Origin of the sequence: Streptomyces griseoviridis, from assembly GCF_005222485.1 — a bacterium.
Lineage (GTDB): Bacteria > Actinomycetota > Actinomycetes > Streptomycetales > Streptomycetaceae > Streptomyces > Streptomyces hintoniae.
Genome location: NZ_CP029078.1, coordinates 7665154 through 7681001 on the forward strand (window position 1 = coordinate 7665154; position 15848 = coordinate 7681001).

At 72.8% G+C, this 15848-nt stretch carries 15 protein-coding genes; 9 read left to right on the top strand and 6 right to left on the bottom strand.

Features of this window, described 5'->3' with window-relative positions; all coding sequences use genetic code 11:
- Window positions 1-81: 81 nt before the first annotated feature.
- Both ddaH and DDJ31_RS33190 read right to left on the bottom strand, forming a co-directional pair.
- On the bottom strand, window positions 82-858 hold the full coding sequence (gene ddaH / locus DDJ31_RS33185) for a dimethylargininase (RefSeq protein ID WP_127176716.1): 777 nt from the start codon (window positions 856-858) through the stop codon (window positions 82-84).
- Window positions 859-985: 127 nt separating this feature from the next.
- Window positions 986-2599 (bottom strand): ABC-F family ATP-binding cassette domain-containing protein, encoded by a 1614-nt coding sequence (locus DDJ31_RS33190; protein WP_127176715.1) that lies wholly within the window; start codon window positions 2597-2599, stop codon window positions 986-988.
- A 304-nt stretch (window positions 2600-2903) separates the two neighbouring features.
- Between DDJ31_RS33190 and DDJ31_RS33195 the strand changes: the two genes are divergently transcribed.
- A complete protein-coding gene (locus DDJ31_RS33195; RefSeq protein WP_127176714.1) occupies window positions 2904-3518 on the top strand; it encodes a GOLPH3/VPS74 family protein in 615 nt (204 codons plus the stop codon).
- 31 nt (window positions 3519-3549) lie between these two features.
- Here the strand turns inward: DDJ31_RS33195 and DDJ31_RS33200 are convergent, their stop codons facing one another.
- Window positions 3550-3966, bottom strand: coding sequence for an SsgA family sporulation/cell division regulator (locus tag DDJ31_RS33200; RefSeq protein ID WP_127176713.1), 417 nt, complete (start codon window positions 3964-3966; stop codon window positions 3550-3552).
- A gap of 443 nt (window positions 3967-4409) precedes the next feature.
- Here DDJ31_RS33200 and DDJ31_RS33205 point away from each other — a divergent pair, with 443 nt between their 5' ends.
- Window positions 4410-4736 (top strand): plasmid stabilization protein, encoded by a 327-nt coding sequence (locus DDJ31_RS33205; protein ID WP_127176712.1) that lies wholly within the window; start codon window positions 4410-4412, stop codon window positions 4734-4736.
- Between the two features lie 46 nt (window positions 4737-4782).
- Window positions 4783-5493: an endonuclease V gene (locus DDJ31_RS33210; RefSeq protein WP_164784847.1), complete on the top strand. Its 711-nt coding sequence runs from the start codon at window positions 4783-4785 to the stop codon at window positions 5491-5493.
- On the opposite strand, the gene DDJ31_RS33215 is transcribed toward DDJ31_RS33210, so the two are convergent.
- Window positions 5469-5657, bottom strand: a complete 189-nt coding sequence (locus DDJ31_RS33215; RefSeq protein WP_127176710.1) for a hypothetical protein — start codon at window positions 5655-5657, stop codon at window positions 5469-5471. The two genes, DDJ31_RS33210 and DDJ31_RS33215, sit on opposite strands and share 25 nt — an antisense overlap.
- A gap of 192 nt (window positions 5658-5849) precedes the next feature.
- Between DDJ31_RS33215 and mmpA the strand changes: the two genes are divergently transcribed.
- Window positions 5850-5984: a morphogenic membrane protein MmpA gene (gene mmpA / locus DDJ31_RS39745; protein WP_276319298.1), complete on the top strand. Its 135-nt coding sequence runs from the start codon at window positions 5850-5852 to the stop codon at window positions 5982-5984.
- Window position 5985: 1 nt separating this feature from the next.
- On the opposite strand, the gene DDJ31_RS33220 is transcribed toward mmpA, so the two are convergent.
- A complete protein-coding gene (locus DDJ31_RS33220) occupies window positions 5986-7164 on the bottom strand; it encodes a saccharopine dehydrogenase family protein (RefSeq protein ID WP_127176709.1) in 1179 nt (392 codons plus the stop codon).
- 268 nt (window positions 7165-7432) lie between these two features.
- Between DDJ31_RS33220 and DDJ31_RS33225 the strand changes: the two genes are divergently transcribed.
- The 4 genes from DDJ31_RS33225 to DDJ31_RS33240 are packed head-to-tail and all read left to right on the top strand — an operon-like array spanning window position 7433 to window position 13157.
- Window positions 7433-8569, top strand: coding sequence for a CaiB/BaiF CoA transferase family protein (locus DDJ31_RS33225; RefSeq protein ID WP_127176708.1), 1137 nt, complete (start codon window positions 7433-7435; stop codon window positions 8567-8569).
- Window positions 8566-9708: an acyl-CoA dehydrogenase family protein gene (locus tag DDJ31_RS33230; protein ID WP_127176707.1), complete on the top strand. Its 1143-nt coding sequence runs from the start codon at window positions 8566-8568 to the stop codon at window positions 9706-9708. The genes DDJ31_RS33225 and DDJ31_RS33230 overlap by 4 nt, the downstream gene beginning before the upstream one ends.
- A gap of 22 nt (window positions 9709-9730) precedes the next feature.
- Window positions 9731-10945 carry an acetyl-CoA C-acetyltransferase gene (locus tag DDJ31_RS33235; protein ID WP_127176706.1) on the top strand — a complete coding sequence of 405 codons (1215 nt, stop codon included), beginning with the start codon at window positions 9731-9733 and terminating at the stop codon, window positions 10943-10945.
- Window positions 10946-10979: 34 nt separating this feature from the next.
- A complete protein-coding gene (locus tag DDJ31_RS33240) occupies window positions 10980-13157 on the top strand; it encodes a 3-hydroxyacyl-CoA dehydrogenase NAD-binding domain-containing protein (RefSeq protein ID WP_127176705.1) in 2178 nt (725 codons plus the stop codon).
- A gap of 206 nt (window positions 13158-13363) precedes the next feature.
- Here DDJ31_RS33240 and DDJ31_RS33245 read toward each other — a convergent pair whose 3' ends face one another.
- Window positions 13364-14095 carry a MerR family transcriptional regulator gene (locus DDJ31_RS33245; protein ID WP_127176704.1) on the bottom strand — a complete coding sequence of 244 codons (732 nt, stop codon included), beginning with the start codon at window positions 14093-14095 and terminating at the stop codon, window positions 13364-13366.
- A gap of 218 nt (window positions 14096-14313) precedes the next feature.
- Between DDJ31_RS33245 and DDJ31_RS33250 the strand changes: the two genes are divergently transcribed.
- Entirely contained in the window at window positions 14314-15780 is a 1467-nt protein-coding gene (locus tag DDJ31_RS33250) for an amino acid permease (RefSeq protein ID WP_127176703.1), read from the top strand.
- Window positions 15781-15848: the final 68 nt, after the last annotated feature.

Below are 15848 nucleotides of genomic sequence, written 5' to 3' on the forward strand. Positions count from 1 at the left end.
CTGATCAGCCCGGTTCCCCGGGCATGTCAAAAGTCCCGAGACCCGCAGGTCCTGGGACTGAAAGAGTGACGCGGTCACCCGTCAGGCGTACAGCTCCCTGACCCGCACCGAGAGGCACGTCACACAACCTTCGAGCTTCTCGAACTCGCTGATGTCGACGAGGACCGGCTCATGGCCGAGGCCCGCGAGCAGTTCCGCCGTCTTGGGTGCGCTCGCCGCCATCAGCAGCGCGCCGCCGCCCAGCAGCACCACATGCCCGCCGGACTCCTCGGGCACCGCAAGGAAGCGCGGGAACAGCGAGGGGTGGTCCACCACGCGCGGGTGCCCGACGACCGTCCCGTCGGGCAGCGCCGTCACCGCCGACTTCAGATGCAGCACCGTGCTCACCGGCACCGCCACCACCCGCGCCCCCAGCGGTTCGAACGCGGCCCGCAGCTGCTGCACCCCGGCCGCGTTGGTCCGCCCGCCGCGCCCCACGTACAGCGTGTCGCCGACCTTCAGGACGTCGCCGCCCTCCAGGGTGGCCGGCTTCCAGATCCAGTGGACCGAGCAGCCGAGGCCGGCCACCGCCTCCTCGACACCCGAGGTCTCCCCGCGCCGCGACCCGGCGCCCGGCCTGGCGATCAGCGCGACGTTCTTGTACATCACCACCGTGTCCTCGACGAACACGGCGTCGGGGCAGTCGTCCGCCGGATCGACCTCGACGGTCTCCCAGCCGTGCGCGCGCAGCGTCCCGACGTACGCCTCCCACTGCTCGACGGCCAGATCGACGTCGACGCTCGCGCGCTCGATGTGCGTGACCAGGCCGTCGGCGAGGCGCGGGCCTGGGCGGCGGACGAGAGCCTTCTTGCTGGGCACCAGGGGGTCTCCGTAACGGCGGGAGGGCGGCCCTGCGGCGCGGGGCGCGGGCCCGGTCCGCCATCATGCAGTGCCTTCCCCGGGCGGCAGAAGCCCCGTTGTCAGGCTGTGTCCGTCCTGGGACGCGTCATCCGATCTCCTCCGGGTCCGTCTCCACCAGCTCGCCGTCGAGCAGCAGCCAGCGGGTGACGCCGATCGACTCGAGGAACGGCACGTCGTGACTGGCCACGATCAGCGCACCCTGGTACGACTCCAGCGCCGTCGTCAGCTGCCGCACGCTCGCCATGTCGAGGTTGTTCGTCGGCTCGTCGAGCATCAGCAGCTGCGGCGCCGGTTCGGCCAGCATCAGCGACGCCAGCGTCGCCCGGAACCGTTCGCCGCCGGAGAGCGTGTCCGCCTTCTGGTCGGCCTTGGCGCCCCGGAACAGGAAGCGGGCGAGCCGCGCCCTGATCCGGTTGCCGGTGGCGTCCGGCGCGAACCTGGCCACGTTCTCGGCGACCGAGAGCGCGCCGTCGAGGACGTCGAGCCGCTGCGGCAGGAAACGCAGCGGCACGTGCGCGTGCGCCTCGCCCGAGACCGGTGCGAGGTCCCCGGCGATCGTCCGCAGCAGCGTCGTCTTGCCCGCGCCGTTGCGCCCGATCAGCGCGATCCGCTCCGGGCCGCGCAGTTCGAGTCCGCCCGCCACGCGCGCGCCGTGGGCGAGTTCCAGATCCTGGAGGGTCAGGACGGTCCGGCCCGGCGGCACCGCCGTGTACGGGAGGTCGACGCGGATCTCGTCGTCGTCCCGTACCGCCTCCACCGCGTCGTCGAGCCGCTCCTTGGCCTCGGCGAGCCTCTCCTGGTGCAGGATGCGGTGTTTGCCCGCCGACTCCTGGGCCGCGCGCTTGCGCGCCCCCATGACGATCTTCGGCTCGCGCTTCTGGTCCATCATCTTCTGCCCGTACCGCTTGCGGCGGGCCAGTTTGACCTGGGCGTCGGCCAGTTCGCGCTTCTGCTTGCGCAGATCGGACTCGGCGACCCGCACCATCCGCTCGGCCGCCTCCTGTTCGGTGGCGAGCGACTCCTCGTAGGCGGAGTGGTTGCCGCCGTACCAGTGGACCCTCCCCGCGCGCAGATCGGCGATCTGGTCGACGAGGTCGAGGAGTTCGCGGTCGTGGCTGACCACGACCAGGACACCGCTCCACGCGGTGACGGCCGCGTACAGGCGGCGGCGCGCGTACAGGTCGAGGTTGTTGGTCGGCTCGTCGAGGAGCAGCACGTCGGGGCGGCGCAGCAGCAGCGCGGCGAGCCGCAGCAGCACCGACTCACCGCCCGACACCTCGCCGACGGTGCGGTCCAACGTGAGGTGGCCGAGCCCGAGTTCGCCGAGGGTGGCGAGCGCGCGCTCCTCCACGTCCCAGTCGTCCCCGACGGTCTCGAAGTGCTCCTCGGCCGCGTCGCCCGCCTCGATGGCGTGCAGCGCGGCCCGCCGGGCGGCGATGCCGAGCGCCTCGTCGACGCGCAGCCGCGTGTCGAGAGTGACGTTCTGCGGGAGGTACCCGATGTCGCCCGCGACGCGCACGGACCCTTCGGCCGGTGCCAGTTCACCGGCGGCGAGTTTCAACAGGGTGGACTTCCCGGACCCGTTGACGCCGACGAGCCCGGTCCGGCCGGGGCCGAACGTCACGTCGAGGCCCTCGAAGACGGGGGTCCCGTCGGGCCAGGCGAAGAACAGGGACATACAGGTGAGGGAAGAAGACATACCGGCCTCGCGGTTGCTTGATGCGGTCAGGGGCAAACGCGTATCGAGACACCGGCGACCGACGGCTGGGGAGGAGGCCCTGGAGCAGGGGGTACGGAAAGGCTCCGCTGCTTCGGACGGCTCGAACGCCGAGGTCGCACGCTGCGCCCACACCCGTGGTGTGTGACGCGGTGGCTCAGGACCTCAGACGAGCAACGTCCTTCTCCGATCGACGGCAGCAGAAGCGTTCTCCAACGTACGAACGGGCCGGACCGCTGTCAACGCATTAACGTGATCACCGACCTCTCCGTGCGAAGGAGGCACCGTGTCCGACGGCTCGCTCTCGCTGCCCGCCCGGCTCTATCTGCTGGCCTGGGACGTCAGGAGGTCCGAGGTGACCGACGGCCCCCTGGTGCGGGCCGGCGCCCTCGTCGAGCTGTCCCGGCGCGGTCTGCTCGTCGACGACGACGGCATCGCCACCCCCGCCGACCTGGACACCGAGACCGGGGACGCGGTCCTCGACGGTCTCCTCGAACTGGTGCGCGAGTCACGTCCGCACCGCTGGCGGAGCTGGGTGACCCCGCACGCGCGCGTGACGCTCGACGCGGTGCGCGAGCAGCTCACCGCCGACGGCTTCGTCTCGGCGGAGCGCAAGCGGGTCCTCGGGGTCTTCCCCTCGGTCACGTACACGCTCGCGCGCCGGTCCGCGGTCACGGCGCTGAGCGAGGAGGCGGCCGAGCTGCTCACCGGGCCCGTGCCGGTGGCCGAGGTGTCCGACCGGGACGCCGCGCTGGTCGCCCTCGCGATGGCCGGGCAGTTGCTGCCCGCGGGCGAGCACGCGCGCGGGGAGGCGCTCACCGCGCGCGCCGGAGCGGCGGTGCCCGGCCTGCGGAGCGTCCTCGCCGAGCTGCGGCCGGCCATCGGGGCGTCGGCGACCTGAACCGGGACCCGGACCCGTCCGTAACGGTGTCCTAGCAGGCGTCCCGCATCAGTTCCGCCAAGTCATGGTCGAGGTCGAGGTGGAGGTGCTCGAACCCGGTGGGCACCAGTTCGGCGGTGGCCGCCAGGAACCGGCGGACCTCCTCCGAGCGGACGTGCACCACGGCGGTGCCCTCGGGCGCCCGGAACTCCAGGACGGTGCGGTCCCAGCCGTAGGGCCGCACCCGGACGTCGCCGTCCCCCTCGGCACCGCGCAGCCCGGCGGCGAGCAGCTCGCGCGCGAACGTCCAGCAGACGTCGACGCCCTCAAGGGTGGCCGGCGCGGGGAAGGTCATCCGGACGGCGAACGGGTCGCTCAGGTCGTAGTGCAGGGTGGCCGGGATGCTCGGCATGCGGGGCGCGGCCGCGACGAGGCGGGCCTCCACGGGCTGGTCGATGACAGTGGACAACGCCTTGCTCCCTCGTTCGCGACGACTGGACGTCCGTCCGGGCGGATGGGTCCGGGCACAGAGGAGGACGCAGGAATCGGCCCCCGCGTGCACACGAGATCCGAGTGACCTCCGTCACCGGCCGCCCGCCCGGCGCCGGTACGCCCGGACACCTGCCGGCCGCGCCCGCCGCGAGGCGCCGGGACGGCCGTCTCCGTCTGCGAACGGGACTGACGGCACGGCACACGCGACGGACGGCGTCACGCGCGGGGCGGACGCCCCGCCCGGCGGACGTACGGTCCCGCGGCCCGGCCGCCGTCAGCCGGGACAGCGCCCGCCACCGGCGGCGCGGCCCACGCGCGCGTGCCGCACTCGGTCGACCGGGGCCGGGTGGTCCGCCCGGCGCGCTGATACAACCCCGCGGGTCCCGGGTACCCGGGACGGAACGCGAAAGGAGTCACCCCATGCCACGCGGAGCGAGCCCCAAGCGGGAACGTCAGTACGAGCACATCAAGGAGAGCGCCCGGGAACGGGGCGAGAGCGCCGGGCGGGCCGAGGAGATCGCCGCGCGCACGGTCAACAAGGAACGCGCCAGGGCCGGTGAGTCGCGGACCGCGAGCCGGACCTCGACCGCGGACATCTCGTCCGGGCGGCGCGGCGGCCTGCGCTCGCACCGGGGCGCGGGCGGACCTACCTACGACCAGCTCTACCAGGAGGCCAGGCAGCGTGGTGTCCGCGGCCGTTCGGACATGAACAAGAGCCAACTGGAGCGCGCGCTGCGCCAGAAGTGACCCGGCCGCGGCGGCCTCGCGGGCGGACCGTACGCTCGTCGCCACCATGGAGAACGTGACGACCGTGACCGTACGGACCCCCGCCGGCTGGCCCACCACCGAGGACGAGGCCCGCGCCGTCCAGGACGAGCTGCGCGCCCGCGTGCGGGCGGGCGCGAGCGGCCCGCCGCCCGGCACCGGCGTGGTGACCGGCGTCGACGTCGCGTACGACGACGAGCGGGACCTTGTCGCCGCGGCGGCCGTCGTCCTCGACGCGGCCACCCTGGACGTCGTCGCCGAGGCCACGGCCGTCGGAGGGGTGGCGTTCCCGTACGTCCCCGGCCTGCTCGCCTTCCGCGAGATCCCCGCCGTACGGGCCGCCCTCGACGCCCTGCCGTGCCCGCCGGGGCTGGTGGTCTGCGACGGCTACGGACTCGCCCACCCGCGCCGCTTCGGCCTCGCCAGCCACCTCGGCGTCCTCACCGGGCTCGCCACCATCGGCGTCGCCAAGAACCCGTTCGTCTTCACCTACGACGATCCCGGCGCCCCGCGCGGCAGCGCGTCACCGCTCCTCGCGGGGACCGAGGAGGTCGGCCGCGCGCTGCGCACCCAGGACGGTGTCAAGCCGGTCTTCGTCTCCGTCGGCCACCGCACCGACCTCGACGACGCCTGCGCCCAGGTGCTGGCCCTGACCCCGCGCCACCGCCTCCCGGAGACCACCCGCAGGGCCGACGGTCTCTGCCGCAGGGCCCTTCAGGACGCGATCACCCGCCACTGACCCACCTCGCGGTACCCGGAGTCGTACACCGCCTCCCGGTCGCCGTCCCGGAGGGCGTAGTGGTGGACGTTGCCGCCCCAGTAGCGCAGGACGCGGCCCAGCTCGCCCGCACGGTCCTCGGCCGACGCGTCGTCGTCCAGGGTGACTTCGAGAAGGAATTTCATGCCTTCAAGTGTTTCATTGAACTCCTTGTTGGCACTTCTCGGTCGGCGGGCTGGGGGACATGGCGCCGGGAGCCGGAAAAGTCTCCAACCGGGTTCATCCGCAAGGGGGCTCAGGGGCGCCGGAATCCGGCCCGCGCGAACTGAGTATCCGTACGGATGCGTACATCGCCCGTTGTCGGCAAGGTGTTCGACATGACGACGCACCGCGCCCCCGAGTCCCTCGCCGCCCCGACCCGCCCCGTGACGGCCGCGCTGCTCCTGTCCGTGCTGGCGGGCGCCGGCTGGATCGCCGGAATGATCTACACGATGGCCGACTGGACCCTCTGACTCAGCGGACCGCCGCCACCCGGAACGTGATGCCCGCCGCGCACAGCCGTTCGGTCAGCGCGTCGCCCATCGCGACCGCCGTGGTGACCTGGCCCGCCGTCTCAGGGAGGTCGTCGAAGGCCAGGGACAGGGCGCCCTCGGCGAACATCTTGGCCGTCTCGCCGTAGCCCGGGTCGCCGCCGGAGACCTCCGTGTACACCCGCCTGCCGCCGCCCTCGCCCACGAAGCGGACCGAGAACCAGCTGCGGGCGCGCTTCTCGGCGCTCGGTCCCGCGCCGGGCCTGAGCCGGTCGCTCAGCCAGCGCCTGGCGGGCGGCAGTTGGGCCGCCGCGACGACCCCGCCGAGCGCCGCGACCCCGCCCGCCGCGACCGGCAGGTGCCGTACGGCCGCGTAGTGGCGGTAGCGGAAGTCGGGCCCGTACCGCTCCAGGGTCCGCGCCGACCTGCGCACGATCTGCGGGTCGATGGTCGGCAGCGGCAGCGCCCAGGCGCCGACCTCGGGGGCGAACCGGGGTGCGCCCGCGGGCGCCGTCGCCCGGCGGCCCACCAGCCGCGGTTCGTGCCGACGGCGGTCCCGCTCGGCGGCCCGCATCGCCCCTACGCGCGCGAACTGGGAGAGCGCGGACGCGAGGGTGCCGCCCGAGAAGGACGCGTCCGCCGAGACGAACCCGTCGACCGTCAGCGGCACCCCCTCCGGCAGCTGCCGCACCGTGAAGTACGCGCCCAGGTCGTGCGGCACCGAGTCGAAGCCGGCGGCGTGCACCAGCCGGGCGCCGGTCTCCCGCGCGCGTGCGTCGTGCCGGACGTACGCCAGGTCCACGAACTCGGGCTCGCCGCAGAGGTCGAGGTAGTCGGTGCCGAGGTCGGCGCAGGCGGCGACCAGCTCCTCGCCGTGGCGCACATAGGGGCCCACCGTGGTGGCCACCACGCGCGCGTGCCCGGCGAGTTCCCGCATCGACGCGGTGCTCGCCCCGTCGGCCCGCAGCACCCCGGGACGCGTCCCGCCCGGCAGCCGCTCGCGCAGCGCGTGCAGTCGCAGCTCGTCGCGCCCGGCGAGGGCCCACCGCAGCCCGTCGGGCGCGTGCGCGGCCAGGTACTCCGCGGTGAGCGTGCCGACGAAGCCGGTGGCCCCGAAGAGTACGAGGTCGTACGGACGATCGATTGTGTTCAGCCTGCTCATGACACCCCTCGGTCCGCGGCACGCGCCGTTGTCGGTGGCCGAGGCTAGCGTGAGGAGGGTGGGGTTCGGCGTCGGGCCCGGGGGTCGGTCACGGACGTGTCGAGCCGCCCGGGTGGGATCGGGTCGAGACCGAGCGGGATCGGGTCGAGGCTGGGTGAGATCGAGCGAGAATGGACTAAGCGCTTGCTCGTTCGGCTCTTGTGTTCACGGGAGCGGATTCTTAGCATCACTGGTGTTACATCAGTTGTGTCACAGGGCAGGGGGCAGCATGACGACGGCAACGACGCCGGGGCAGGGCCCGCTCACCGGCGTGCGCGTGATCGAGCTGGCCGGCATCGGGCCCGGCCCGTTCGCCGCCATGCTCCTGGCCGACCTGGGCGCCGACGTCGTCCGGGTGGACAGACCGGGCGGACCCGGCCTCGGGATCGACCCCGGCCACGACGTGACGAACCGCAACAAACGCTCCGTCGTCGTCGACCTCAAGGCACCGGACGGACCCGCCCGGGTGCTCGCTCTCGCCGCCCGCGCCGACATCCTCGTCGAGGGCTACCGGCCCGGGGTCGCCGAGCGGCTCGGCGTCGGCCCCGAGGCGTGCCACGCCCGCAACCCGCGGCTGGTCTACGGCCGGATGACCGGCTGGGGCCAGGACGGCCCGCTCGCCCCGCGCGCGGGCCACGACATCGCCTACATCGCCGTCACCGGCGCCCTCGGACTGATCGGCCGCCCCGGCGAACCACCGCCCGCCCCCGCCAACCTCCTCGGCGACTACGCGGGCGGCTCCCTCTACCTCGTCGTCGGTGTTCTGGCCGCGCTCCACCACGCGCGCGTGAGCGGCACCGGGCAGGTCGTGGACGCCGCCGTCGTGGACGGCACCGCGCACCTCGCGTCGATGATCCACGGCATGGCCGCGGCCGGCGCCTGGCAGGACAGGCGCGGCGCCAACCTCCTGGACGGCGGCTGCCCCTACTACGGCACCTACGAGACCGCCGACGGCGCGCACATGGCGGTCGGCGCCCTGGAACCCCGCTTCTACGACGAGTTCGTCACCCTCCTCGGCCTCCCCGAGCACGCCGGCGCCCGCACCGACCCGACCCGCTGGGACGCCCTGCGGGAGGCGGTCGCCGCCCGCTTCCGCACCCGCACCCGGGACGAGTGGACGGCCCTCTTCGACGGCACCGACGCGTGCGTGGCGCCCGTCCTGTCGCTGCGCGAGGCCCCGCACCACCCCCACCTCGCAGCCCGCGGCACCTTCACCGACCACGGCGGACTCCTCCAGCCCGCCCCCGCGCCCCGCTTCTCCGCCACCCCGACCGCCGTCCGCACCGGCCCCGCCCTGCCCGGCGCGGGCACCGCGGACGTCGCGCGCGACTGGGACGTACCCGAGCTGACGGAGGGCCAGGAATGAAACGGCGCGTCTTCACCCACGAGCACGAGGCGTTCCGGGCCACCGTGCGCAGCTTCCTCGCCAAGGAGGTGCTGCCTCACTACGAACAGTGGGAGAAGGACGGCATCACCTCACGCGAGGCCTGGCGCGCGGCCGGCCGGCAGGGCCTGCTCGGACTCGCCGTCCCCGAGGAGTACGGCGGCGGCGGCGTCCCCGACTTCCGCTACAGCGCCGTCCTCGCCGAGGAGTTCACGCGCGCGGGGGCGCCAGGGCTCGCCCTGGGGCTGCACAACGACATCATCGGCCCGTACCTGACCGGCCTGGCCACCGAGGAGCAGAAGCGGCGGTGGCTGCCCGGCTTCTGCGACGGCACGCTCATCACCGCCATCGCCATGACCGAACCGGGCGCCGGATCGGACCTCCAGGGCATCCGCACCCGCGCCGAGGACCGCGGCGACCACTGGCTGCTCAACGGCGCCAAGACGTTCATCTCCAACGGCATCCTCGCCGACCTGGTGATCGTGGTCGCGCGGACGACACCGGAGGGCGGCGCGCACGGGCTGTCGCTGCTCGTCGTCGAACGCGGCGCGGACGGCTTCGAACGGGGCCGCAACCTCGACAAGATCGGCCAGAAGGCGCAGGACACGGCCGAACTGTTCTTCACCGACGTACGCGTGCCCAAGGAGAACCTCCTCGGCGAACGCGACGGCGCCTTCCTGCACCTGATGACCAACCTCGCCCAGGAGCGCATGGGCATCGCCGTCGCCGGGATCGCCGCCGCCGAACACCTCCTGGAGATCACCACCGGGTACGTCAAGGAGCGCGAGGCGTTCGGCAGGCCGCTCGCGAAACACCAGCACATACGGTTCGAGATCGCCGAGATGGCCACCGAGTGCGCCGTCACGCGCGCGTTCCTCGACCGCTGCATCGAGGACCACGCGGACGGCACCCTCGACGCCGTCCACGCCTCCATGGCCAAGTGGTGGGCGACCGAGCTGCAGAAGCGGGTCGCCGACCGGTGCCTGCAACTGCACGGCGGCTACGGCTACATGGCCGAGTACCCCGTCGCCCGCGCCTTCACCGACGGCCGCATCCAGACCATCTACGGCGGGACCACCGAGATCATGAAGGAGATCATCGGCCGTTCCCTGCTCGGCTGACCCTCGTCCGAAAGGCTTACCAGTGAGCACCGAAGCGTACGTGTACGACGCGATCCGCACCCCGCGCGGACGCGGCAAGGCGAACGGCGCCCTGCACGGCACCAAGCCCATCGACCTGGTCGTCGGACTCATCCACGAACTCCGCGACCGGCACCGGGACCTCGACCCGGCCACCATCGACGACATCGTCCTCGGCGTCGTCGGACCGGTCGGTGACCAGGGCTCCGACATCGCCCGGATCGCCGCCCTCGCCGCCGGACTGCCCGACACGGTCGCGGGCGTGCAGGAGAACCGCTTCTGTGCCTCGGGCCTCGAAGCGGTGAACATGGCCGCGGCCAAGGTGCGTTCGGGCTTCGAGGACCTGGTGCTCGCGGGCGGCGTCGAGTCCATGTCCCGGGTCCCGATGGCCTCGGACGGCGGCGCCTGGTTCAACGACCCGATGACCAACCTGGCCGTTGACTTCGTGCCGCAGGGCATCGGCGCCGACCTGATCGCCACCGTCGAGGGCTTCTCCCGCCGGGACGTCGACGCCTACGCGGAACTGTCCCAGGAGCGGGCCGCCACCGCCTGGAAGGAAGGCCGCTTCGCCCGCTCCGTCGTCCCCGTCAAGGACCGCGCCGGGCTGGTCGTCCTCGACCGCGACGAGCACCTGCGCCCCGGCACCACCGCCGACTCCCTCGCCCGGCTCAAGCCGTCCTTCGCGGACATCGGCGACCTCGGCGGCTTCGACGCCGTCGCGCTGCAGAAGTACCACTGGATCGAGAAGATCGACCACGTCCACCACGCGGGCAACTCCTCCGGCATCGTCGACGGCGCCGCGCTCGTCGCGATCGGCAACCGCGAGGCGGGCGAGCGCGGCGGCCTCGTCCCGCGCGCGCGGATCGTCGCCGCCGCCGTCTCGGGATCCGAGCCCACCATCATGCTCACCGGCCCCGCGCCCGCCACCCGCAAGGCGCTCGCGAAGGCCGGACTGACCATCGACGACATCGACCTCGTCGAGATCAACGAGGCGTTCGCGGCCGTCGTGCTGCGCTTCGTGAAGGACATGGGCCTCTCCCTGGACAAGGTCAACGTCAACGGCGGCGCGATCGCCCTCGGCCACCCGCTCGGCGCCACCGGAGCCATGATCCTCGGCACCCTCGTCGACGAACTGGAGCGCCAGGACAAGCGGTACGGCCTCGCCACGCTCTGCGTCGGCGGCGGCATGGGCATCGCGACCATCGTCGAACGCATCTGACCCCCTCCCGACGGACCACACGGAGCGCCTCACCATGAGCACTGAGCCCACCACCATCCGCTGGGAGCGGGACGACACCGGCGTCGTCACCCTCGTCCTCGACGACCCCGACCAGTCCGCCAACACCATGAACGCGGCCTTCCGGGCCTCCCTCGCGGCCGTCACCGACCGCCTGGAGGCCGAGCGGGACTCGCTCAGGGGCGTCGTCCTCACCTCGGCCAAGAAGACCTTCTTCGCCGGCGGCGACCTGCGCGACCTCATCCGCGTCACCCCCGAGACCGCCCAGGAGCTGTACGACGGCGGACTCGCCATCAAGCGCGACCTGCGCCGCATCGAGACCCTCGGCGTGCCGGTCGTCGCCGCCATCAACGGCGCGGCCCTCGGCGGCGGTTACGAGATCGCCCTCGCCTGCCACCACCGGGTCGCCCTGGACACCCCCGGCACCAAGATCGGCTGCCCCGAGGTCACCCTCGGCCTGCTGCCGGGAGGCGGCGGTGTCGTCCGCACGGTACGGCTGCTCGGCATCGCCGACGCGCTCCTGAAGGTCCTCCTCCAGGGCACCCAGTACAACGCGCCGCGCGCCCTCGACAACGGCCTGATCCACGAGGTGGCCGCCACCCCCGACGAACTCCTCGCCAAGGCGCGGGCGTTCATCGACGCCCACCCCGAGTCGCGCCAGCCCTGGGACACGCCCGGCTACCGCATCCCGGGCGGCACCCCCGCCCACCCGAAGTTCGCCGCCAACCTGCCCGCCTTCCCGGCGAACCTGCGCAAGCAGACCGCGGGCGCCCCCTACCCGGCGCCGCGCGGCATCCTGGCCGCCGCCGTCGAGGGCGCCCAGGTCGACTTCGAGACCGCGCAGCTCATCGAGGCCCGCTACTTCGTCGAACTGGCCGCGGGCCAGACCTCGAAGAACATGATCCAGGCGTTCTTCTTCGACCTCCAGGCCGTCAACTCCGGCGCCAACCGCCCCCAGGGCATCCCCTCACGCCCGGTCCGCAGGGCCGCCGTGCTCGGCGCCGGGATGATGGGCGCGGGCATCGCCTACGCGTGCGCCCGCGCGGGCATCGACGTCGTCCTCAAGGACGTCACGGCCGAGGCCGCGCAGCGGGGCAAGGGCTACTCCGAGAAGCTGTGCGCCAAGGCCGTCTCCCGGGGCCGCACCACCCGGGAGAAGGCGGACGCGCTGCTCGCCCGGATCACGCCCACCGCCGACCCGGCCGACCTCGCGGGCTGCGACGCGGTCATCGAGGCCGTCTTCGAGGACACCGCGCTCAAGCACAAGGTGTTCCAGGAGATCCAGCACCTCGTCGCCCCCGACGCGCTGCTGTGCTCCAACACCTCCACCCTCCCCATCACTGCCCTCGCCGAAGGCGTCGAACGCCAGGACGACTTCATCGGCCTGCACTTCTTCTCGCCCGTCGACAAGATGCCGCTCGTCGAGATCATCAAGGGCGAGCGCACCGGCGACGAGGCGCTCGCCCGCGCCTTCGACCTGGTGCGGCAGATCAGGAAGACGCCGATCGTCGTCAACGACTCGCGCGGCTTCTTCACCTCCCGGGTGATCGGCCACTTCATCGACGAGGGCGTCGCCATGGTCGGCGAGGGCATCGAGCCCGCGTCGGTCGAACAGGCCGCGGCCCAGGCCGGCTACCCGGCCAAGGTGCTCTCCCTGATGGACGAGCTGACCCTCACCCTCCCGCGCAAGATCCGGGCCGAGTCCCGGCGGGCCGTCGAGGAGGCCGGCGGCACCTGGGCCGTCCACCCCGCCGAGGCCGTCGTCGACCGCATGGTCGACGAGTTCGGCCGCCCCGGCCGCAGCGGGGGAGCGGGCTTCTACACGTACGACGACGACGGCAGGCGGACCGGGCTCTGGCCCGGCCTGCGCGAGCACTTCACCCGGCCCGGGTACCGCATCCCCTTCCGCGACATGCAGGAGCGCATGCTGTTCGCGGAGGCCCTCGACACCGTCAGGCTCATCGAGGAGGGCGTCCTCACCTCCGTCGCCGACGCCAACATCGGCTCGATCTTCGGCATCGGCTTCCCCGGCTGGACCGGCGGCGTCCTCCAGTACATCAACGGCTACCAGGGCGGCCTGCCCGGCTTCGTGGCCCGCGCCCGCGAACTCGCCGACCGCTACGGCGAGCGCTTCACCCCGCCGCCGCTGCTGGTGGCGAAGGCGGAGAACGGCGAGACCTTCACGGACGCCTGACCGGGCCGCCCCGCCCCCGACGAACCCCTGACGGCGCGCCCCTGACGGCGCGCCCCGCCCGCGACCGGTCACCGGGCCCCGACGACGGACGGGCCCGGTGCCGGAAAGGTGGTGCCGGACGGGCCGGGTGCCGGAAGGGTGGTGTGCCGGGCGGGCCCGGCGCCGGAAGGGCGGTGCCAGGCCGCCGTCCCGCGCGTTCGCGTCCGTCACCCGGACTCGGGTGTCCCCGGCGACGGCCGCGTCCCGCCGTCCCTCGGCCACTCCCGCAGCTCCTCCCGCAGGGACCGCTGGAACGTCGTCAGCAGGGCCTGCACCACCAGCGGCTGCATCTGCGCCGTCAGCGACCGCACGTCCTGCGGCTCCCGGTCCGACACCGCGTCCCACAGCAGCCGCGTGAGTTCGCGCGCGGCCGCCCTGGAGTGGTCGCGGAGCACCTCGCGGGCGGCGAGGACCGTCTCCTCGGCCAGCGGGACGTCGAGCAGCCTGACCCCGAGCGGCAGCAGCCCGGTGTCGAGCCGGAACGCCTCACCCTCCCGCGTGACGACGTCCATCGCCGCGAGCCGCTCCACGGCCCCGTCGTCCAGCGGCCGTCCGGCCCGCCGCTCCAGCTCCGCCCGGTCCACGGTCTCGGTGGCCTCCGGTGTCCAGGACGCCACCACCGCCCGGTGGATCGCGAGGTCGTGCGCGCTCAGGTCGGCGGGCAGCCGCTCCAGATAGCGTTCGATCGCCGCGAGGGTCATGCCCTGGTGCTGGAGCTCCTCGATCAGCGCGAGCCGGGACAGGTGCGCGGGCCCGTAGCGCCCCACCCGGCGCGGGCCGATCACCGGCGGCGGGAGCAGCCCCCTGGTGCTGTAGAAGCGGACCGTGCGGACCGTGACGCCGGCCCGCGCGGCCAGTTCGTCGACCGTCAGGGTCGGCTCCTGGGCGTCGCTCGTCATGTGCAGCAGTATCGCTGTCTCACCAATGGTGTGAAACCCAGGGTGGACTTGTGCTGATCGTGTGAGATGTTCCGCTCTGTGAGGTGGGACACCGCGTGAGCGGTCGCGGTCAGGGGAAGGTGGCGCCTTGGTCTGTGCCGTCACCGAGCGTGCGGGCCGCGAACGTCCGGCAGACCCGAGCGCGCAGCCGCTCGGGCGCACCAGAGAGTGGAACACGCGTGAGCAAGGACGCCGTGCAGACGGCACAGACCGCGACCCCGACCGGCGCGGCCCAGGCACCCGTGGACGCGGGGGACGCCGGATACAGCAAGGGCCTCAAGGCCCGGCACGTCAACATGATCGCCATCGGCGGCGCGATCGGCACCGGCCTCTTCCTGGGCGCCGGAGGCAGACTGCACACGGCCGGCCCCGCGCTGGCCGTCGCCTACCTGGTCTGCGGCGTCTTCGCCTTCTTCGTGGTGCGCGCGCTGGGCGAGCTGGTCCTGTACCGCCCGTCCTCCGGGTCCTTCGTGTCGTACGCGCGCGAGTTCCTGGGCGAGAAGGGCGCCTACGTCGCCGGCTGGATGTACTTCCTGAACTGGTCGACGACCGGCATCGCCGACATCACCGCCATCGCGCTCTACACGCACTACTGGAGCATGTTCACGAGCATCCCCCAGTGGACGCTCGCGCTGATCGCCCTCGCGGTGGTCCTCGCCGTGAACCTGATCTCCGTGAAGATCTTCGGCGAGATGGAGTTCTGGTTCGCGATCGTCAAGGTCGCCACCCTCGTCGGCTTCATGCTGATCGGCATCTTCCTGCTCGCCACCCGGCACGAGGTCGGCGGCCACACCCCGGGCATCGGCGTGATCACCGACAACGGCGGCTTCCTCCCGCACGGTGTGATGCCGGTGGTCCTCGTGATGCAGGGCGTGATCTTCGCGTACGCCGCGCTCGAACTCGTCGGCGTCGCGGCGGGCGAGACCGCCGAGCCCGAGAAGGTCGTACCGCGCGCGGTGAACTCGATCATGTGGCGGGTCGCCCTCTTCTACGTCGGCTCCGTCGTCCTGCTGGCCCTGCTGCTGCCGGGGTCCGCCTACTCGGCGGGCCAGAGCCCGTTCGTCACCGTCCTGTCGAAGATCGGCGTCCCGGCGGCGGGCGACGTCATGAACCTGGTCGTCCTGACGGCCGCGATGTCCTCCCTGAACTCGGGCCTGTACTCCACCGGCCGCATCCTGCGCTCCATGGCCACGGCGGGCTCGGCCCCGAAGTTCACCGCCCGCATGAACCGCAGCCAGGTGCCCTACGGCGGCATCCTGCTGACCTGCGCGGTCTGCGTCCTCGGCGTCGGCCTCAACTATCTCGTGCCGAGCCAGGCGTTCGAGATCGTGCTGAATGTCGCCTCCCTCGGCATCATCAGCACCTGGGTGATCATCATGGTCTGCCACCTGGTCTTCGTCCGCAGGGCCAGGGAGGGCCTGGTCACCCGCCCGGCCTTCCGCCTCCGCGGCAGCCCGGTCACCGAGATCGCCACGATCGCCTTCCTGGTGGCCGTCCTCGGCCTGATGGGGAACGACCCCGAGGTCGGCCGCAAGACCCTGCTGCTGGTCCCGGTGATCGCCCTCATGCTCCTCGCGGGCTGGTTCGGCGTCCGCCGCAGGGTCACGGAGAACACCGCGCCCACACCACCGAACCCGCCGAAGTAGCAGGCGGAAGCCACTGTCAGTGGCAGCGCCTACGGTGGCGTCATGTCGGAGACTTCCGCCCCCGTCCA

Excerpts from the sequence above, each read along its gene's own strand:
- DDJ31_RS33190 (WP_127176715.1), bottom strand. The coding sequence starts at position 2,599 with ATGTCTTCTTCCCTCACCTGTATGTCCCTGTTCTTCGCCTGGCCCGAC.
- DDJ31_RS33205 (WP_127176712.1), top strand. The coding sequence starts at position 4,410 with ATGCCACGCGGAGCGAGCCCCAAGCGGGAACGTCAGTACGAGCACATC.
- DDJ31_RS33210 (WP_164784847.1), top strand. The coding sequence starts at position 4,783 with ATGGAGAACGTGACGACCGTGACCGTACGGACCCCCGCCGGCTGGCCC.
- DDJ31_RS33215 (WP_127176710.1), bottom strand. The coding sequence starts at position 5,657 with ATGAAATTCCTTCTCGAAGTCACCCTGGACGACGACGCGTCGGCCGAG.
- mmpA (WP_276319298.1), top strand. The coding sequence starts at position 5,850 with ATGACGACGCACCGCGCCCCCGAGTCCCTCGCCGCCCCGACCCGCCCC.
- DDJ31_RS33220 (WP_127176709.1), bottom strand. The coding sequence starts at position 7,164 with ATGAGCAGGCTGAACACAATCGATCGTCCGTACGACCTCGTACTCTTC.
- DDJ31_RS33225 (WP_127176708.1), top strand. The coding sequence starts at position 7,433 with ATGACGACGGCAACGACGCCGGGGCAGGGCCCGCTCACCGGCGTGCGC.
- DDJ31_RS33230 (WP_127176707.1), top strand. The coding sequence starts at position 8,566 with ATGAAACGGCGCGTCTTCACCCACGAGCACGAGGCGTTCCGGGCCACC.
- DDJ31_RS33240 (WP_127176705.1), top strand. The coding sequence starts at position 10,980 with ATGAGCACTGAGCCCACCACCATCCGCTGGGAGCGGGACGACACCGGC.
- DDJ31_RS33245 (WP_127176704.1), bottom strand. The coding sequence starts at position 14,095 with ATGACGAGCGACGCCCAGGAGCCGACCCTGACGGTCGACGAACTGGCC.